The organism is Synechococcus sp. PROS-U-1 (assembly GCF_014279755.1).
Lineage (GTDB): Bacteria > Cyanobacteriota > Cyanobacteriia > PCC-6307 > Cyanobiaceae > Parasynechococcus.
Genome location: NZ_CP047951.1, coordinates 1,382,358 through 1,400,085, shown reverse-complemented (window position 1 = coordinate 1,400,085; position 17,728 = coordinate 1,382,358). Strand labels below are relative to the sequence as shown.

Sequence of the window (17,728 nt, the reverse complement as noted above, 5' to 3'; positions counted from 1 at the left end):
TCCCTGAATGGACGGGGGCAGCTCACCCCATATCTGACGCTTCGTCCACTGGCCCTGCCAGGTGGGTGGTTTTCAGTGGCAGAGGGTCCTTCACGGCCTCAGCCGCCCGATGCCGTATCCGATCAATAAACCAACAGCCCCACCCGCAGACTCTGCGGTCAGTTGCATCCTTTGTTGTGGGCTCAGTCGGCCGGCAATGCCAATGCTGCTGAGACAACGAACAGCAAAAGGGCTGATGTCACCACTGCGTCAAGCGATTTTTTTCCTGGCTTCCATGGCTGCCCACGTCCACCGGCGCCGTCATTGCCCTGCACACGCGGATTCTCTCCAGGTGGTTTGCTTTCATCCAGTTCCTGCTCGATGCGGTTGATCTCCTTCTCTGGCAGGGGTCGTTTCATCTTTGAAGGATTGCAGTGCCAAGCCTCTATGGCTGCCGCCAAAGCATGTCGTTGCCAAACCACCAAGCTTTGGCTATCAGTACAGCAGTACTATGTCATAGTCGATGTCTGTTGACTGCAGCGGCCTCACTGTTAAGGCTGAGGCTCCTTTTCTCCACGTTCAGCCCGGTCACTTCGTGATCGTTGGCGGAAGCAATGTCGAACAGGGGGATTGGTGGATGGGGCAGATTATTTTTTGTGAGGGGAGTCCGCGCCAGCCCAAGCTCCCGTCCTTGTTTCAAGTAGCTGATGTTGATACTGGCGTCATCAAGTGGATCAACGCTGATGAGGTGTCAGACGTGATCTGGTCAATGGATGGATGGCCTGCCTTCACCCCGATCCATGAAGGCAAGGTGCAGGGCTGAAGGTTTGCTCAAGAGTTCTTCCAGAGGAAGTGAGCAACGCGTTTGAGCAGGTGCTTTACGAATCGGGTTGGCGTCGCATGAGACATGTCGGCATCCACCACAAGCTGGACATTTGCAGGCATAGGCATCTCTCCGCTGCGGCGCTGTCTGATTGATCACTTGAGCGGATCATCCCAGGCTGGAGGTCATGCAAGTGGTCGATGGGTTCAGGCCAACGAAGAGCCGGAGCCTTCCTCCGTCTTATGCGTTTGAGACTGGATGGTGTAGAGAATCAAGATGTCCACTCGGTGATCTTGTCCCGAGTGAGTCGATCCGTGTTGGGTGGCTCGATCCTTTGCATGCAGCACAAGTTCTCTTTCATCAGCGTTGTGCTCAACCCTCGGGTGCCAGAGCTTGGTGCGTGATTGCAACGAGATGAGCATTGTTGTCGATTTTCGCTGTGATCGTTTGCAACTCATTGTGATTCAACATCCAGATCACTTGTAGTGAAAAAGCTTGCCCCGGAATGATTCGTTGAGGGCAGCGCAGGATGATGTGGTCTGGAAAGAAATGGTTGGATTGCAGCGTGTCCATCCACTGCCAAGCGGTGTGTTGTACCGGAACGTGGGATAAATCCTGGTGGATCTGTCGTCCTTGTCCTTCCCAGCGACCAACGGGATGGCAGGGCTCGACCTGACGCATGGCATGTGTCCAACCAATGTTCAGCGTGTTTCCCCGCTGTTCTCGGATCGTGGCGGTGCGGATGAGGTTGCCATTCTTTCCATAGAGCACTCCCACGCTGTGGCGAATGTCGCCATCGATAAGAAAGAGCTCAAAGGGGGCGACCTGGTTGGGTTGCAGGGATGGGATCAGCCATGCAGCCGCGCCGTTGTCGAGAGCAAGACCACGCATGTCAACGCTGGCTGGGTGGGCAAAACCATCCCGTCGATTGTGATCTTTGACGTTTTAAGACCACTTTTTCTCAATCGCGCGACCATCGGCATACCGGTACCGATTGACTTGGACGATGTCAGTTTTGGCTTCGTTCGCCGTGAATTGTCGTGTGCTCGTAAAGGTCTCTTTGACATCCCCTGAAGCGGCGTATCGCGTCCAGCTCCCTTGCCACGTTCCTAGGTGATATCGCCAGAAGGCATGCCAATTGCGTTCTGTCGTTTGACCTTCTGTCGCTATTGCTGATGCTGTGGTCTGTCTTTGCGCCAATTCATCTGCTTGGCTCCATCCAGGCGCAACGAAGGCCACGCCAAGCAAAAGTGTGCAATGCCCCAGACCAGTTAGCCAACGCACGATGCTGTCCTCCCCCCTGTTCCTCAATGATTGGCTCAATCAATGCGCCCAAACCCTCTTGCAAGTCATCGCTCTTGCTTCGGTAGACGATGTTGTGGCTGAGAACTGGTGAATCCTCCAGCCTCGGAGGACATCGTGCGACCTGAATGGCGTAGGCGTTGCGTGGAATGCAATGTCCATCGATCCGCCCTCTCTCAGAAGAGGCAAGGTGTCCCGACCGTTCAGGCTTTTGCCCCCATCGGTATCATCTGCCGGACATCCTCAGATCAAGCGGCTGAGTGATCTGCGATCTCTTGGAAAGCCCGTTCCTGCAGTTGTTGAACAGCACAGATGGCCTCGTGGGCAGGCCACCCATGACGGTTCATTAACTCCTCCACCAGGTAGTCCGGTGAGTTGGAGATTCGAGCATTTAGTTCAGCCACAGCCCTGTCATCACGGGCGAGAGCGGAGAGCCGAAGTGATCGGAGTTGTCGAGCGTTCGGCTGTTTCATGCCATCACTCTGCATGTTCGCCAGTCGATCTTCTGAGAAACCTCTGAGAAACGACCACCACAACAGGCCCAACAACCATGCGTGAGACCGGCCTGGACCATCCAACGTGCTGCTTTTTCGAAGCCTTTGCCAGTCAGTTCAAAGAGAGTTTGATGTTTGGATTGGACAAGGGCACGTAGCTCGCCTGGCAGTTCTTGGCTTGATCTACTCCTCTCTGCGAATGGCCTCGTCTCGCATGCGCTGAACCCGCTCCAAAACGGATTCATTGCTCATCCGGTTGTTGAGGCGTTCAACCAGCAGCGGAAAGGCCAGCGGGCTGGGCCGTGGGGTTTCAACATGCAGCCATTCCTGGTTTGCAGCACGCTCCAAAGCCGCCTTCAGTCGTGAGATCTCCAACTGATCGTCGAGCACCTCCTGTTGTGCTTGAAGCAGCAACCGGTTTTGCGGTTCATGACGGCTGAACACATCGAAGAGCAGTGACGCACTGATCTGAAGTTGACCGGTGCTCTTGCTGGATCCAGGGAATCCGCGGTTCATCAGGCCAGCGATCTGGGCGATGGCGCGGAAGCGTCGCCGTTGCAGCTCGGAGAGATTCAGTGCGTTTTTCAGATCACGCTCCAGTTGTTGTCGACCGAGCAGCAGATCAATGTGGTCCTCCAGCAGTTCCGCCATCGGGTAGCTCTTGGGTGCCAACAACTCAAAGCCGTAGTCGTTCACAGACACGGTGATCGTGCCGCGTTCCAGATGAGTCAGCCGCGAGGCCCAGAGAAAGCCGATCCCTTCATGCACGAACCGGCCTTCGAAGGGGTACGCGAATAGATGCGTTCCCTCCCGGGTTCGGCACGTTTCGATCAACAGCTGTCCAACTGTCGGGAGCACGGACAGATCCTGCTGTCGTTCAAACAGGGGCTTCAGCGCCTGTAATTCGGCATTATCGAGATCCCCGCGACTGGCGCGGTCCACTTCCAGACGGAGGTGATGGGTGAGCAGATCGGAGAGCGCCATCTGTCCACCAGCCCAGGCGGGAACGGTGCGCGTTTTTTTTGTGCTCACCTTCACGTAGGCGGTCATGTCGCGGAGGCGTACAAATTCCAGCTGACGTCCGGAGAAGAAGAACACATCCTTCGGCTTCAGCTGGCTGATGAAGGTCTCCTCCACATGGCCAAGGACAGCACCCCGCACAAAACGAACCGTGATTGCTGGTGCGGCGGTGATCGTCCCGACGTTGAGACGGTGCAGACGTGCGATGGCGTTCTCTCGAACCCTGTAGCGCTGGCTCGTCGCGTCCCACTCGAGCTTTCGGTAGCGGGGATAGGCCCCAAGGCATTCCCCGCCCTGCTCCAGAAACAACATGCACCAGTCCCAGTCGTCCTGGCTCAGATCGGCATAGGCCTCACAGCTCCGCACGGCCTGCAACGTCTGCTCGGGATTGAAGCCAGGGCCGCAGGCCAGGCCTGTGAGGTGCTGCAGAAGCACATCCAAGGGTGCTTTCGGAGGTTTGCGTTGTTCCACCAGACCTGCAGCGAGTCCCCGACGGACAGCACTGAGTTCAAGCAGCTCCAGCGCGTTGGTGGGCATGAAAAGAACCTGAGACGTTCCGCCTGGCACGTGAGCTGATCGCCCCGCCCGCTGCAGCAGTCGCGCCAGATTCTTGGGGCTTCCGATCTGCACAACCTGTTCCACCGGTTGGAAGTCGACTCCCAGATCCAGGGAGCTGGTGCACACAACCCAACGAATGCTGCCGGCTTTCACGGAGGCCTCGATGGCTTCCCGCTCGCTGCGATCGATGGCGCTGTGGTGAAGGGCCAATCCCTCCTCCATCTCGGGGCAGGCAAAGCGCAGGCATTGGTGCCAACGCTCCGACTGATTGCGGGTGTTGGTGAACAGCAACGTGCTGATCCCGGGATTCAGGCGGGCCACAAGCTCTTCGTACATCCGCAGCCCGAGGTGCCCGGCCCAGGGAAAACCATCGATCGTTTCCGGGAGGATGCTCTGAATCTCCGTGCTGCGCGCGGGGGCCCCTCCGATCAGCTGCGGTTCCCCGGTTGTTCCAAGCGCGTGGCGTGCTGCCTCATTGATGTTGCCGATGGTGGCACTGATGGCCCAGGTCTGGAGCTTGGGCCTGAGCTGGCGCAACCAGCTCAGGCACAGTTCCGTCTGGCTGCCCCGTTTGCTGCCCATCAATTCATGCCATTCGTCGAGGATCACCGTCTGGAGCTGACCGAACAGCTCCTCAGCCTTGGCATTGCTAAGGAGAAGAGCAAGAGATTCCGGTGTGGTGACCAGGATCTGTGGTGGGGCTTTGAGTTGCTTGGTGCGTTCGCTGCTGCTGCTGTCGCCATTGCGGATGCCAACCCGAAGTGGCCAACCCATCGCCTCGATCGGTTCTCTGATCGCCAGCGTCAAATCGCGGCTCAAGGCGCGCAATGGGGTGATGTACAGCAGGCGTATTCCCTTCAATGACTGATCGTCCGCCAACATCCGCGCAATGGGTCCCATGACGGCCGCGAAGGTTTTGCCGGACCCTGTGGGCACTTGAATCAAACCGCTGCGTCCTGCGAGGTAGGCCTCCCAGGTCTGGCGCTGAAAGGGCATGGGCTCCCAGCCCTGCCGCTCAAACCAGTCGACAACGGGTTGGAGGCTTTCCACAGGAGGAGGTTTGCCGATGGAACGTCACGAAATCCTGGCTTCTGCAGCCCTTCATCGTGAAACTGTGTGGCCGTATGGGCGGAACTGTCAGGTCTTGTCAGCATCCAAGGCAAAGCCTTGTCTTTGACCCATGACGAGCCTGCAGCACTCCGATCTCACCAAAGGTCTCTTCGATTCCCCGGTGGATTTCCGTTCGGAAGTGATTTACTTCCTGATTGTGGATCGTTTTCACGATGCCACAAGCGATGAGGAAGAGCGGCAGGGCGTCTGGGATAGAGGCTCTAAGGAAGGTCTATACGACAAGACTTGGACGCAATGGGGGAAGTACTGGGGCGGCAATCTTCTCGGTGTTGTAGAGAAGATTCCATATCTTAAAGAGCTTGGAGTTACGGCTCTTTGGCTCTCACCTTTGTTTGAGCAGGTGGATGATATGCAATATGATCGTGCACCAATGCACGGTTATTGGACGAAGGATTTTAAGCGAATTAACCCAAGATTTTTGCCGACTGGGGAGTTGAATAGTCTCACTAACTCCTCAACATTGCCTCAGCTTGTTGATGCGCTTCACGCCAATGGGATCAAGTTGGTTCTTGATGTTGTCTGCAATCATAGTTCGCCTGATGTGAATGGTTCGAAGGGTGTTGTGCTGGATGACGGCAAGCCTCTTGCTGATTTTAATCATGACGATAAAGGCTTTTATTACCATGAGGGAGAAATTACGGACTGGGAAGATGAGTATCAGTTGATCCATCTGGAGATGATGGGTCTGGCGACATTTAATGAGAAAAATATTGACTACCGCAACTACATCAAGTCTGCGATTCAAATGTGGCTTGATTCTGGAGTGGATGCGCTACGGGTGGACACCCTGAAGCACATGCCGATCTGGTTCTGGCAAGAGTTCACCACGGCCATGAAGGCTCATAAGCCGGGTTTGTTCATGTTTGGTGAATATGGATTCAGTAAACCTTGGGAGCAGCGCTCCGTTGAATACGCCAACAATATTGGGATGTCGATTCTTGACTTCGGCCTATGCGATGGCATTCGTTTCTGCTTCTCAGGGCAAGAGCCAGGTGGTTTTCATCAGGTTGAGAGGGTTCTTGCCTACGACAATGTTTATCACCATGCCAACGAATTGGTGACCTTCATCGACAACCACGATATGCCACGGTTCCTGTCAATTGTTCCGGATTCACGAAAGTTGGATTTGGCGCTGGTGCTGTTGTCGACACTGCGTGGTGTTCCTTGCCTCTTTTATGGCACGGAGCAGTATCTCAATAATGGGACCAATGGCGGTGAGGATCCGTACAACCGCCCCATGATGGACTCCTGGGATACCAGCAGCCATTCCTTTTTGTTGGTGCAGGCATTGCTCAAGCTGCGCCGTAGCAACCAAGCTCTTGCCCTTGGTTCGCATCACACGGCATGGATCAATGATGACTTCTATCTTTTTACCAGGAATTTCCGTGATTCAGCTGTGATGGTGATGGTCAATAAGAGCGATCATGATCATGTTGTTGACGCTCAAGATATTCAAATGCCAGATGGAACCTATCAATGCCTGCTCACTGGTTATCCACTTACCATCCGGGCAGGGCGGCTCTTCGACTACACGGTGCATGGCAATTCGGCCATGGTGATCAGTTGTGAGGGCAGACCTGTCGAAGCACCTTTGGTGGTCGTGTTCCAGATCAACGGATTTGCTACACAGCCCGGTCAGTCACTCGCGATCGTCGGTGATTGTGATGAACTCGGCAATTGGGATCATGCCAATGCCTACGGCATGGAATATGTCAATGACAACACCTGGCTGGCCACCGTTGGTTTTCATCCTGAGCAGCCTTCCCTGCTCAACTACAAATTCATTGTGCGTCAGGCCAATGGAGAACCGATTGTTGAGTATCTGATCAACCGACGCACCATGCTTCCTCAAAGCGGCCGGATTGCTATCGACTGCTTCTGGAACAGCAACAACTGAGCCCAGTACCCGCGTTGCTCGTCGACGTTCGGTCAAGACCGTTCACTCATCAGCCCTTTTGCGGTGTCCAGTCGATCTGCCTCCTCGGCTAGCTTGTCGTGCCGCCAGCGCAGGATGCGCGGGAAGCGAACTGCGATACCTGATTTGTGGCGCTTGGAGGGATGAATGCCCTCGAAACCGATTTCAAACACCAGTTCGGCTTTGACTGACCGCGCTGGGCCGAAGCGCTGCAAGGTGTTCCGACGGATCCATCGGTCCAGCTCAAGGATTTCGGCATCGTTCAGGCCGGAATAGGCCTTGGCGAAGGTCACCAGTTGCGGTTCTTCAGCGTTGGTCCAGAGGCCAAAGGTGTAATCAGTGAACAGATTGGCGCGACGTCCACTGCCTGCCTGGGCATAGAGGAGCACCGCGTCGAGGGTCATCGGGTCAAGTTTGTGTTTCCACCAGTTGCCGCGTTTTCGTCCGCTCAGATAGGGAGATTCAACGTGTTTGAGCATCAGACCTTCGGCGTTGTGTTGACGGGCCTGGTTGCGTTGTTGATCGAGCTCCTCCCAGGTGTCCAACGTCCAAGACTTGCTCTGCTGCAATCGCCACGACTCGGGATGCTCGATCTTGCCAAGTAGCTCAGCCAGCTGATGCTGGCGCTGCCTCAAGCCCTTTTGGCGGATGTCGATGGACTCATGTTCCAGCAGGTCGTAGGCGATGAATCGCATTGGGCATTCCCGTTTCAACGTTGCTCCAACGGTTTTGCGTCCGAGCCGTCGTTGCAGCTGATCAAAGCCAAGCGGCGTTGCTTCGCCCTGGTGCCAGCAGATCAGTTCTCCGTCCAGAACGCTGCCCGACGGCAAGGCCTGGGCGATGTCCAGAAGCTCAGGGAAGCTGTCGTTCACTAGCTCTTCCCCACGACTCCAGAGATAAACCCCTGAACCGCGATGAATCAGCTGACCGCGGATCCCATCCCATTTCCATTCCAGTTGCCAATCCTTGACTGATGTCTTCCGCAACCGTTCCGGCTCCAGGGGACTGGCGAGATAGAAGGGGTAGGGCTTGCCACTGGAGCAGTGCTCATCCGGCGTCGCGCTGGCGGTGAGTTGAATGAAACGCTCGGCAGAGGGCTCAAACCCGCCCATCAGCCGTTGCATCACCAAACTTTCTTCGAGATCAAACGCTTCGGCTATGGCGCGGCTGATCAGGCCTGTCGATACGCCGACACGGAAGCCCCCCGTAAGCAGCTTGTTGACGATGAAGTGCTGGTCGAGCGGGGTGCTGTGCCAGAGCCAGATCACCGCATTGGATTGTTCCTCGTCGCTTCTGGCGCTGATGGCAGGGAGAAGCGTTTCCATCCACCAGCTGAGGGCCATGTCCCCCTCAGAGCTGGGAAGTCCGGGATCCGATGCTTCAAGACGCTCCTGCACGGCCGGCCAGAGCAGGCTGATCGTTTCTGCTGAGTCGCCCACCTGGCCGTAGCAGTCGTCGATCAGCCAATCCGGCAACCCGCCTTGGTCACGCAGAATGTCCCTCAAACGTCGGCCGGTGATCAAGCGCCGGCGGCGTTTTCCCAGCAGGAGAGTTAGCGCCCAGGCGGCTTCAGCTGGGGCAACCGCCTGAAAGTGATCCACCAGCGCCTGCACCTTGGCCTTGGTGCCTGTGACCTGATCCAGCTGGTTGAACAGGATCTGAAAGGCACGCACGTGCTTGAGCGGGGTGTGTCAACAGTCCCGCCATCCTGACAAGACATTTTGTGAGCAGAGCTGGCGATTCGGTCGAGCCCTGTGTTGATCTAAGCCACAGCTTTTTTTGATCAGCCGGATGGCACTCCTTTGGGACAACCTGGCTCAACAACTCGACAGCGTGCGTTCAACGCAGTTGGCAACGGCCGTGCCGACCCCTGTTATGGGTCAGGTCACTGATGACCCTTCCGATCGTCGACTTCGTTTGCAGAAGGCTCTGGAGGCTGTCAAAGACAGCGGCAACGCCATGATGATTGAGTCGCTGACAGCTGCAATTGAAGGTCGTGAAGCGAACCTGAATCTTCCCGAACTTCCTGACGGGGTGGCCAAGTTTTAATCCGATTCACCTTCAAACAAGGTCTCCAGCGGTTCTGCATCCAATCCCTCGATCTCACGCAGGTAACGGGCCAGAACATCACTCTGCCCATGGGTGACGTACACCTTGCGGGCACCACTGTCCCGAACGGTCTGGAGCAATCCAGGCCAGTCGGCATGGTCACTGAGAACGAACCCACGCTCGTATCCCCGCCGTCTTCGGGCTCCTCGCACCGCCATCCAGCCGGAGGCAAACGCTGTTTGGGGTGCCTTGAAACGGCGCATCCAGCTGGATCGATGGGCGGATGGTGGCGCCAGGATCAAACGTCCATGAAGAGGATCCTTCCGGGAAAGCTCACTGACGGGCCGGCTGGGGGTCATGGGAATCCCCGCATCTCTGTAATGACGGGTCACCGTCTCCACAGCGCCGTGCAGCAGCACTTCCTCGTCCACGCCAATGGCTTTGAGTTCGGCCAAAAGCCGTTGGGCCTTCCCGAAGGCGTAGCAGAACAGCAGTGATGGTCGGCTGCGATCACGGGTCCACCAGGCGTGGATGCTTTGGGCCACATGGGCCCCGCTCTCCCAGCGGTAGATCGGCATTCCGAAGGTGGCTTCGGTGATCAGCACATCGCAGTGCACCGGTTCAAAGGGTTCGCAGCTGGGGTCGTCATCCCGCTTGTAATCGCCGCTGACCACCCACACCTCACCTTCTGATTCCAGACGGATCTGCGCTGAACCGAGCACGTGCCCAGCGCTGTGAAACGACACCTTGCATTGCCCCAGCCAGTGTTCCTCGCCGTAGGCCACCGGGTGAAGCGTGATGTCCTGGCCGAGCCTCTGGCGCAGTACACCTTCACTGGAGCCCACAGCCCAGTATTCCCCGCATCCGGGCCTGGCGTGGTCGGCATGGGCGTGGGTGATCAGGGCCCGGGGAACTGGACGCCATGGATCGACCCAAGCCTTGGCCGCTCGGCAATACAACCCTTCAGGCGTGCGCTCGATCAAGCTCTGCTGCTGAACGCTGCAAACAGTCTGAAACCCCCGTAGCTTGACCGCGTTGGTTCTCACCGCGATGAAGCTGCTTGTTGCCGCTCTGTTTGCCTCAGCCTTGGCTGTGCCCAGTTCCGCGCTGGCTCAGAAAAAGATTCCCAAGGCACAAGGTCACAACCAATGCCCTCTTGGTTACGTCAACACCTTGGGCACCACTTGTGTTTCACCGATCTATTACGAGATGAGGCCCACCAATGGTGAGGCTTGCCTTTCCGGCTGGATGAATGTGGGCGCCGGCTATTGCCGCAAAAAGTGAACGGCCTAGTGGTACTTCGTCGATTCAGTGGGATTTGAACTCTGTGTTGATGGTTTTCGTTCCGAAAACAAAGTGTTCCCTGAAATCGACTGACCAAGCCGAAGTTGGCTGAGGTTTTCAACTCGTCCGTCATGGAGACCTTCCTGGAGGTCTCTCCTGACGGGTCGTAAAAAATTATGGGAACAGAGCCCCGATTCCCTCAGTTGTCGCGGGTCCGTCCATCCATTCAGAAGGTTTCCTGCCGATTGACTGGAACCCCTGATGACACCAAGACGATGGATTGGGTTCCAAAGATCCATTAGGAGTACCTCTGTGGATCCATTGGCAACAGTTGATCTGTTGAGGTTGCACCAGCAGCTTTGTGAGGTTTTTGGTAAAACCTGGATCAGATGTGAGCCAGCGTTCTTCTCTCGAGGCTCTAGCAGATGACTGGCGCCTGTGATTTTTTCCTTAAAGGCTTGGTTGCATGGTTGCTTAGGCAAGCTCGAGTGGGTTCTTGCTAACACCCTTGTGACATTCAAAATCGTCACTAAAGTCAGTTCAAAGCTTGGAAGGCTGACCCCTTTCCCGGTTGCCCTTCGCCAAGCAAGACATGGAACAGATATTCAACTTCGAGGAACAGGTGAAGTTCGTTGCCTGGGAGTCCAGACAGCGAATGAAGAACTTGCAAGGATTCAAGGAGCCGTTCAATGGGTTCTACGAGGGGTTAGACCTCTGGCCCGATGGTGCTCCTGAGGAGTATTATCAGTCTCTCCAGTCATAAAAACACTCCTGGAACTTCTCTGGTTGGCTTTCAGGCGGTAGCAGAAGAATTGACCATTAATGGGGGGATTGGCTTTGCTACTTCCACCACAAATGCTATTTAGTTTCGACCATTCCAGCTTCCTCCCAATTCATTATCGCAATAAGACCATTGACCCTTGAAGCTTTTCTTGCTGATATTAAGTTGAAATTGACCCCAATAAAAGGTGCCATATTTTTTGGAGGAGCATTTGTTTGTATTTCTAGATTGAAACCAGTGGCCGGTTAAAACACTATTGCGATAAGTTGATCTCGCCATTCCCTCAACACGCCCTGACTTGGAATTGTAAAAGTAACCATCTACTGCATTCTTGGATCTCCCTTGGTATAAAGTTAATAAGCGATAATTAGTGCCAGTTCTCCATGTCGTAAATATTTCTGATGGTGCAGAATCAGCTTTAGTCCACCAGAAGTACATGCCTGCAGCAAGGAGGAGGAGAGGTGGAAGAAATTTCTTCATCGGATCTCTTGAGTTCAGGCCTTGTTTCCCTCGTCATCCCAGTACTCAATCCGTTTGATATCCCATGGGTCTCCATTCCCCTCCGTGAGCTTGGCGACGATCTCCTTTGCTCTCGCTCTCAGGTACAGCTCGTCAGTGACCAGACTTTGGTACACGATCTCCTCAAGCGTCTCCTCGGGAGCATCTGAGATGATCTGCTTCACGTCTTCTTTGCTCAGCTTTGCGTCAGTTCGGATGCTGACCCTCTGATCAAAGTCGAACTCGATTTCGTTGATGACCGATTCCATTCATGCTCTCCATGTGTGGTCAGTAAAAAGCGGACCCTTTCGAGTCCGCTGTTGTTTTCAAGGTTGCCCCTCATCATCCATGGTGTTCATGGGGTGGGCCCACAGGAACCCACTCACTCCTCTTCTTCTGAACCCCCCACAGGAACCAGGCGAATCGCCTTCTTGCCAAGCTTGATCTCAAACTCGTCACCGGGGTTGAGTTCCAGCATGGCGGTGTAGGCCTTGCCGACCAACAAGTTTCCATTGCCCTGCACGACAGCTTTGTACGAAAGCTTCCGACCACCTTTGCCGATACCGGCAGAACCACCAGTTGCGAAGGTCAGACCCTTGGCTTCCAACAGGGCTTCGTAGAACTGGGTGAACTTGACTTGTTCACCACCATCCTTCTTGGTGACGACGTAACCACAACCTTTGGCAAGGTCGGTCTTAGCACAGTCACCAAGTTCTTTGACCTTGGCGAGAAGGTCTGCTCCTGTAAGCATTGAATAAATGGCAGTTACTACATTATTCGCATCTGAAATCTGATTTGGCAAGTTAAATGCGAATCGAATTCATCACGCTTGTTTCGCTGGTGCGATCCAGTGATTGGATCCGCAATCTCTGCACCTCAGAAAGGCAGCCGTAGCCAGGGATCTCTGCGTTATCTTGCTGATCAACTCTCAAATAATCCATTGGGCCAGGCAAGACGATGTGGGGGTTCGCCTGGGCGTTTCTCCCGCAGAGTGAGGCACACCGGGACGAATCGTCAGACATATCTGCTGAGTGGACATGGCCCCCGATGCTGTGGATGACATTGATGCGCTGGGGGAAGGACTGGCCGATACCGACTGGATCGACTTCGGCTGAGCGCCGTTCAGTTGGTGTTCTTGGCGTAGAAGGGCTGTCTGATCGTGATCAGAGAACCCCTGCTTGTTGCTCTGATGAGGGAGGAAGACGACTCCTTTGTCTCCTCTCAAGCCAGCCTCGATCACCCAGGCGATCAAGGAGTGATGCTTTTCCAGCGATGCTTATCCGTGACTTCTGCAGCTGCCCAGGTGGTTTGATTGTTCTTAGTTATTGAAACTATATTGGTGGTTACTGTTATTGTATCGAAAATCTTGTACCCAGAGAGTCTTTGCAAATGGAATGGTTTGAACATCTGCTGACATATTCAGCTGATGTGCTGCGTTTAATCCTTGAGTACCTCTCCGTTCTCTGTGTTGGTGTTGGTCTGATTGCGGTATTCAGTTCACGCGGACCACTTCGGAGTGTCCTTCGGCGGCACCTCCCCCCTCATCTTTTGCAACGTGGACCATTGACGGCAGCCCGCTTGACGTTTGGTGGATGGCTTGCCTTGGCCCTTGAATTCCAACTTGGAGCTGATGTTGTTCAGACCACAATCAGCCGGGAGGCTTCCGACTTGATCGCACTGGGTGCTGTAGCAGTCGTACGCACCTTTTTAAATTACTTCCTTAGCCTTGAGCTCCAGGAGAAAAATTAAATCACCCAACTGATGGATTGATTCCGATCGCTGTATCCGTCAACTAGGACGTCAACGGAAAACAACGCCGGTGCTACTGATGCTTTTGACTGTTTCACGGATGTAGACCACCCGGTCTCTGAGCTTGGCTTTTGTTCCCTTCTGTAGCTATGGGACGTAGATGTTGGGCCTTTCAGGTATTGATCGGGATGACTTGTGGTTCTATCTCTGCAAGATGGTTCCGGCTGGTTTGAAAACCAGAATGAATCCAGATTTTAATTTTTTATGGCGTGAATATTGGAAGCATTGATTTTCATCGTCGTGTTACCACTTAGGCCTGATCCTTGAGATCAGTGCTGTTAATGGCTTTGTTCTTGAATCTATGCTCCTGTAAGAAGTGATCAGTTGAGTTGTCTTGGTGCATGGCTCAACGCTCTTGCTTTGCCGTGTTGTCGCTCCATTGCTCCAAAGCATTGATTGACTGAACGCCTTCAAGTCGGTTTTTTCCTGGTCGTGTCCATGTAGGGATCGACTCAATTTTTGCATCCCTGCACTGGCTCACCTGGTCAGGATAGATGTCGGGCCGACCGCACTCCACATAGTTCAGTTTGCGTCCAGCTTGTTTGCCGAAGAGTTTCATCTGCTCTTTGCAGGCCGGGCACCAGTAAGCCCCAAAAAACTTGGCACCAACCTTGTTGAGCTGGTTGGCAAGTTTGATTGTTTGAGGTGTGGACTCTGTTGCCGGCTCAGGGATCGGTTGGTTCCAGGATTGGGCGGCTACCTTGACGCTTAAACCCAAGGCGACGATAGCCAATAAGGCCAGGTTGTTCATACCATTTTGAAGTCTCACGGTTTGCTCCTCAATACGATGTCTGGCTTCATGTAAGTCTATGACTATTCGAGGTTTTGAGCTCTGCAGGCTGCGTCAACTTCCTGGGCAAGCTGCTTTAGATCGCCTTCGACGTAGTGGACTCCAGTTCGTGGTCCGCCTGATCGAACTCTCAATTGTTTCCCTGTGGCGAAGATGTAAGTCGCCTTGAGTTGATCAATATTTTTCGTGCCTCGTTCCCATTCCTTGCAGAGGAAAGCTTTCCTCTCTTGCTCGCTCATCGTTGAGCAGGCTGCAAGGAGCAACAGAATGCTCAGTAAAGGCCATTGCTGCAGGCCTCGAATGGTCGCCCGATGGGGGATCACCGGCTCATCTCAAGCATGCGTTGCATGGGTTTCAGGGCCTTCAGGCGCAGCGATTCATCCATATCAATCGCGGGCGTCAGGGTCTCCAGGCAGGCTTTCAGTTTCTCCAGGGTGTTGAGCCGCATGTAGGGGCAGGCATTGCAGCTGCAGCCATCCAGCCCCGGGACGTCCATCAGTTTTTTCTCGGGAACCCGCTGCTGCATCTGATGCAGGATCCCCGGTTCCGTCAGAACGATGAAACTGTCGCAGGAACTTTCTTCTGAGTAATTCAAAAGTTTGCTGGTGGATCCAATGAAGTCAGCCAGGTCGAGCAGGTTCTGCTGGCACTCGGGGTGGGCAATGACCTCAGCGGAGGGATGTTCGTGCTTAAGGGCTAGCACGGCTTCTTCGCTGAAGGTCTCGTGAACCATGCAGCGTCCCGGCCAGAGGGTCAGGTCGCGACCACTTTGTTGCTGCACCCAGCGTCCCAGATTCTGATCGGGAGCGAACAGAACTGGCTGATCGGCTGGCAGCTGATTCACCAGATCCACGGCATTGCTGCTGGTGCAAATCAAATCGCTTTGCGCCTTCACCGCTGCTGTGCAGTTGATATAACTCACCACAAAGTGATCGGGGTGTTCCGAACGAAATTGGGCAAAGTCGTCCGCAGGACAGTCATCCGCTAAGGAGCAACCAGCGTCCAAGTCCGGCAGGATCACCGTTTTTTCTGGGCTGAGAATTTTTGCAGTTTCCGCCATGAAATGCACACCGCAGAACACGATCACATCCGCATCGGTGCTTGCGGCTTGGCGTGATAGCTCCAGCGAGTCGCCAACAAAATCGGCAATGTCCTGAATTTCCGGTTCCTGGTAGTAGTGCGCCAGGATCACGGCATTGCGGTCCTGGCGTAGCCGGTTGATCGCCGCAACAAGGGCGGTGTCAGCGCTCATCGGGACCGGTTCGGGGCAGGATGGGTACAGCCTAGGCATCCGCTCTGACGCACCTGCGCATAGCCATTGCTGGTGATCTGCATGGCGCCTGGGGCGATGCGGATGAGCAACTTCTGCAGACCCTTAAACCCGACGCTGTCCTCTTCGTTGGTGATCTCTCAGACGGGGACATGCGCCTGACGCGCAGGATCACGCGTCTGCCGTTTCCCATTGCCGTCATCCTTGGGAACCACGACCGGGGGCGGGATCCCAGTGGAGGAATCCTCGAGCAGCAATTGGCTGTCCTTGGAGATCTTCACTGCGCCTGGCGGGCCATCCATTGGCCAGAGCTCCCTTTGACGATTGTTGGTGCACGTCCCTGCAGTGCAGGCGGTGGTTTTCATCTGTCTAAAGCTGTAGAAGCGGTGTACGGCCCGGTGTCGCTTGAGACGTCAGCGGATCGGATCGTTCAGGCTGCTGCGGGTGTTCCTGCCGACCAGCCCTTGATCGTGATGGCCCACTGCGGTCCCACCGGGCTGGGATCCGATGCTGCCAGTCCCTGTGGTCGTGACTGGAAGACGCCAGCAGTTGACTGGGGTGATCAGGATCTGGCCCTTGCTTTGGATCGCATGGCCCGGGATCGACCTGCTGATTTGGTCATCTTTGGCCACATGCACCATGCCCTCAAGCGCGGGTCCGGGCTCCGTCAGAACCTGTTGCGCCAACGCCACGGAACGGCGTTAATCAATGCCGCCTGTGTGCCGCGCTCCGGTCTGGACCGGTACGGCCGGCCTCTTCTGCATCTCTCCTGGGCTGAATTTCAAGGCTCCCGTCTGACGCAACTTGCCCATCGCTGGTACACCCCTGATGCCGAGCTGATTCATCAGGAGGAGTTACCGAACGATGCCCCGTTGACGTGCTGATCTACTTCTGCAGCAGCAGCCATGGCTTTGGCCATGCGGCCCGCGATGCGGCAGTGCTGCAGCAGCTTCGACGCTTGCGTCCCGAATGGACGCTGGTGATGAGCTCGGGGCTTCCACCCCCAGTGTTGCAGCTTCTTTTAGGGGATCCGGCCATTCAGCAACGCCCCTGTCAGTGGGATGTGGGCATGGTGCAGGCGGATGCTCTCGGTGTGAATCGCGCCGCGACACTCACCGCTCTTAAACAGCTTGAGCAAACGCTGCCGTCGTTGATTGAGGCCGAAGCCAGCTGGCTGAGGTCGCAGGGGCAGCCGGTGTTGATCCTTGGAGACATTCCCCCCGCCGCGGCCGCTTTGGCGCAGCGCCTCAAGTCACCCCTTGTCTGGATGAGCAATTTCGGATGGGATGACATCTATACCCCTTTGGGTGCTTCGTTTCGACGGTTTGCTGAGGGCGCAGGCGAGGCCTACGGCTGTGGTGACCTGTTGCTCCGCTGTCCTTTTGATCTACCGATGAACTGGGGATTGCCAGAACGCAGGATCGGGCTGGTGAGCGGCACGCCACGGGCTCTTCCTGTGGATCTAGAGGCTGTTCTGAGTCGCCTGCAGGTTCCACTGGTGCTGGTGGGGTTCGGAGGCCTGGGTTTGAGCCTCCAGGCAAAGCTTTTTCAGCTCTGGCCCAACCACCATTTCCTGCTTCCAGCCTCTGCCGTGGCATTGCAACAGCCTGAGCTGGCTGCAGTTCCCAATCTCACGGTCCTGCCGGATGGGTTGCGTCCTCTCGATGTGCTTGGCCGGTGTTCCCGTTTTCTGGGCAAGCCGGGGTTCAGCAGCTTCTGCGAGGCGATGGTCCATGGCGTTGGGCTGCACGTTGTTGAGCGCAGTGGATTTGCTGAAGCGTCGGTTTTGATGGACGGCCTGCAAAGGCATGGGCAACACAGATGCCTCAGTCGCCTGGAACTGGAGGAGGGGGCGTGGCAGCTCGACCAGCCGTTGTTGCCCCCAAGCGATGCACCTCTCTCTGCATTTGGGGCTTTGGAAGCCGCTCTGGCACTGGTGGATTGGGTTGATGACACTTTTTGATTTCCAGACTTAATTGACTTGCTCTTGCTCCAATTCATGCCGACACTGATCTCTTGGCCGAT

18 protein-coding genes and 1 pseudogene are annotated in these 17,728 nt (G+C 55.4%); 8 read left to right on the top strand and 11 right to left on the bottom strand.

All coding sequences use genetic code 11. The annotated features are described in order from the left end of the window. Positions 1-182: 182 nt before the first annotated feature. A complete protein-coding gene (locus SynPROSU1_RS07610; protein WP_186569988.1) occupies positions 183-398 on the bottom strand; it encodes a hypothetical protein in 216 nt (71 codons plus the stop codon). Positions 399-502: 104 nt separating this feature from the next. Between SynPROSU1_RS07610 and SynPROSU1_RS07605 the strand changes: the two genes are divergently transcribed. Further along, positions 503-802 (top strand): DUF3104 domain-containing protein, encoded by a 300-nt coding sequence (locus SynPROSU1_RS07605; RefSeq protein ID WP_186569987.1) that lies wholly within the window; start codon positions 503-505, stop codon positions 800-802. Positions 803-1,174: 372 nt separating this feature from the next. Here SynPROSU1_RS07605 and SynPROSU1_RS14145 read toward each other — a convergent pair whose 3' ends face one another. The 4 genes and pseudogenes from SynPROSU1_RS14145 to SynPROSU1_RS07585 form a co-directional block, all read right to left on the bottom strand. Beyond that, entirely contained in the window at positions 1,175-1,375 is a 201-nt protein-coding gene (locus SynPROSU1_RS14145) for a hypothetical protein (protein WP_370586286.1), read from the bottom strand. 195 nt (positions 1,376-1,570) lie between these two features. Next, a pseudogene (locus tag SynPROSU1_RS14140) lies at positions 1,571-2,041 on the bottom strand (DUF3598 family protein); the annotation flags it as partial. 311 nt (positions 2,042-2,352) lie between these two features. Then, complete coding sequence (locus tag SynPROSU1_RS07590; protein WP_255444560.1) at positions 2,353-2,577, bottom strand: hypothetical protein; 225 nt, start codon at positions 2,575-2,577, stop codon at positions 2,353-2,355. Between the two features lie 204 nt (positions 2,578-2,781). Then, the gene (locus SynPROSU1_RS07585; RefSeq protein ID WP_186569984.1) at positions 2,782-5,226 is read right to left on the bottom strand and encodes a ligase-associated DNA damage response DEXH box helicase; all 2,445 of its coding nucleotides are present in this window, start codon (positions 5,224-5,226) and stop codon (positions 2,782-2,784) included. A gap of 130 nt (positions 5,227-5,356) precedes the next feature. Between SynPROSU1_RS07585 and SynPROSU1_RS07580 the strand changes: the two genes are divergently transcribed. Further along, positions 5,357-7,204, top strand: a complete 1,848-nt coding sequence (locus tag SynPROSU1_RS07580; protein WP_186569983.1) for an alpha-amylase family glycosyl hydrolase — start codon at positions 5,357-5,359, stop codon at positions 7,202-7,204. Between the two features lie 32 nt (positions 7,205-7,236). Here SynPROSU1_RS07580 and SynPROSU1_RS07575 read toward each other — a convergent pair whose 3' ends face one another. Then, positions 7,237-8,895, bottom strand: coding sequence for an ATP-dependent DNA ligase (locus SynPROSU1_RS07575; protein ID WP_186569982.1), 1,659 nt, complete (start codon positions 8,893-8,895; stop codon positions 7,237-7,239). A gap of 118 nt (positions 8,896-9,013) precedes the next feature. On the opposite strand from SynPROSU1_RS07575, the gene SynPROSU1_RS07570 reads away from it, so the two are divergent. Continuing rightward, positions 9,014-9,271: a hypothetical protein gene (locus SynPROSU1_RS07570; RefSeq protein ID WP_186569981.1), complete on the top strand. Its 258-nt coding sequence runs from the start codon at positions 9,014-9,016 to the stop codon at positions 9,269-9,271. Here the strand turns inward: SynPROSU1_RS07570 and SynPROSU1_RS07565 are convergent. After that, positions 9,268-10,254, bottom strand: a complete 987-nt coding sequence (locus tag SynPROSU1_RS07565; RefSeq protein ID WP_186569980.1) for a ligase-associated DNA damage response exonuclease — start codon at positions 10,252-10,254, stop codon at positions 9,268-9,270. The genes SynPROSU1_RS07570 and SynPROSU1_RS07565 overlap by 4 nt on opposite strands. Positions 10,255-10,321: 67 nt before the next feature. On the opposite strand from SynPROSU1_RS07565, the gene SynPROSU1_RS07560 reads away from it, so the two are divergent. Together SynPROSU1_RS07560 and SynPROSU1_RS07555 are read left to right on the top strand one after the other, a co-directional pair. Then, a complete protein-coding gene (locus SynPROSU1_RS07560; RefSeq protein ID WP_186569979.1) occupies positions 10,322-10,555 on the top strand; it encodes a hypothetical protein in 234 nt (77 codons plus the stop codon). Between the two features lie 571 nt (positions 10,556-11,126). Further along, positions 11,127-11,318, top strand: coding sequence for a hypothetical protein (locus SynPROSU1_RS07555; RefSeq protein WP_186569978.1), 192 nt, complete (start codon positions 11,127-11,129; stop codon positions 11,316-11,318). A gap of 512 nt (positions 11,319-11,830) precedes the next feature. Here the strand turns inward: SynPROSU1_RS07555 and SynPROSU1_RS07550 are convergent. Together SynPROSU1_RS07550 and SynPROSU1_RS07545 are read right to left on the bottom strand one after the other, a co-directional pair. Next, a complete protein-coding gene (locus tag SynPROSU1_RS07550) occupies positions 11,831-12,103 on the bottom strand; it encodes a hypothetical protein (RefSeq protein ID WP_186569977.1) in 273 nt (90 codons plus the stop codon). A gap of 113 nt (positions 12,104-12,216) precedes the next feature. Beyond that, on the bottom strand, positions 12,217-12,585 hold the full coding sequence (locus SynPROSU1_RS07545) for an AbrB family transcriptional regulator (RefSeq protein ID WP_186572299.1): 369 nt from the start codon (positions 12,583-12,585) through the stop codon (positions 12,217-12,219). A 638-nt stretch (positions 12,586-13,223) separates the two neighbouring features. Here SynPROSU1_RS07545 and SynPROSU1_RS07540 point away from each other — a divergent pair. After that, positions 13,224-13,583: a DUF1622 domain-containing protein gene (locus SynPROSU1_RS07540; RefSeq protein ID WP_186569976.1), complete on the top strand. Its 360-nt coding sequence runs from the start codon at positions 13,224-13,226 to the stop codon at positions 13,581-13,583. Positions 13,584-13,989: 406 nt separating this feature from the next. Here the strand turns inward: SynPROSU1_RS07540 and SynPROSU1_RS07535 are convergent, their stop codons facing one another. Together SynPROSU1_RS07535 and nadA are read right to left on the bottom strand one after the other, a co-directional pair. Then, positions 13,990-14,394: a hypothetical protein gene (locus SynPROSU1_RS07535; protein ID WP_186569975.1), complete on the bottom strand. Its 405-nt coding sequence runs from the start codon at positions 14,392-14,394 to the stop codon at positions 13,990-13,992. A gap of 358 nt (positions 14,395-14,752) precedes the next feature. Next, positions 14,753-15,685: a quinolinate synthase NadA gene (gene nadA / locus SynPROSU1_RS07530; RefSeq protein WP_186569974.1), complete on the bottom strand. Its 933-nt coding sequence runs from the start codon at positions 15,683-15,685 to the stop codon at positions 14,753-14,755. Between the two features lie 44 nt (positions 15,686-15,729). On the opposite strand from nadA, the gene SynPROSU1_RS07525 reads away from it, so the two are divergent. Continuing rightward, positions 15,730-16,587 (top strand): TIGR04168 family protein, encoded by an 858-nt coding sequence (locus SynPROSU1_RS07525; protein WP_186572298.1) that lies wholly within the window; start codon positions 15,730-15,732, stop codon positions 16,585-16,587. Then, a complete protein-coding gene (locus SynPROSU1_RS07520; protein ID WP_186569973.1) occupies positions 16,581-17,666 on the top strand; it encodes a hypothetical protein in 1,086 nt (361 codons plus the stop codon). Before SynPROSU1_RS07525 ends, SynPROSU1_RS07520 begins: the two co-directional genes overlap by 7 nt. Positions 17,667-17,728: the final 62 nt, after the last annotated feature.

Excerpts from the sequence above, each read along its gene's own strand:
- nadA (WP_186569974.1), bottom strand. The coding sequence starts at position 15,685 with ATGAGCGCTGACACCGCCCTTGTTGCGGCGATCAACCGGCTACGCCAG.
- SynPROSU1_RS07580 (WP_186569983.1), top strand. The coding sequence starts at position 5,357 with ATGACGAGCCTGCAGCACTCCGATCTCACCAAAGGTCTCTTCGATTCC.
- SynPROSU1_RS07545 (WP_186572299.1), bottom strand. The coding sequence starts at position 12,585 with ATGCTTACAGGAGCAGACCTTCTCGCCAAGGTCAAAGAACTTGGTGAC.
- SynPROSU1_RS07570 (WP_186569981.1), top strand. The coding sequence starts at position 9,014 with ATGGCACTCCTTTGGGACAACCTGGCTCAACAACTCGACAGCGTGCGT.
- SynPROSU1_RS14145 (WP_370586286.1), bottom strand. The coding sequence starts at position 1,375 with ATGGACACGCTGCAATCCAACCATTTCTTTCCAGACCACATCATCCTG.
- SynPROSU1_RS07550 (WP_186569977.1), bottom strand. The coding sequence starts at position 12,103 with ATGGAATCGGTCATCAACGAAATCGAGTTCGACTTTGATCAGAGGGTC.
- SynPROSU1_RS07605 (WP_186569987.1), top strand. The coding sequence starts at position 503 with ATGTCTGTTGACTGCAGCGGCCTCACTGTTAAGGCTGAGGCTCCTTTT.
- SynPROSU1_RS07560 (WP_186569979.1), top strand. The coding sequence starts at position 10,322 with ATGAAGCTGCTTGTTGCCGCTCTGTTTGCCTCAGCCTTGGCTGTGCCC.
- SynPROSU1_RS07610 (WP_186569988.1), bottom strand. The coding sequence starts at position 398 with ATGAAACGACCCCTGCCAGAGAAGGAGATCAACCGCATCGAGCAGGAA.
- SynPROSU1_RS07540 (WP_186569976.1), top strand. The coding sequence starts at position 13,224 with ATGGAATGGTTTGAACATCTGCTGACATATTCAGCTGATGTGCTGCGT.
- SynPROSU1_RS07590 (WP_255444560.1), bottom strand. The coding sequence starts at position 2,577 with ATGAAACAGCCGAACGCTCGACAACTCCGATCACTTCGGCTCTCCGCT.
- SynPROSU1_RS07535 (WP_186569975.1), bottom strand. The coding sequence starts at position 14,394 with ATGAACAACCTGGCCTTATTGGCTATCGTCGCCTTGGGTTTAAGCGTC.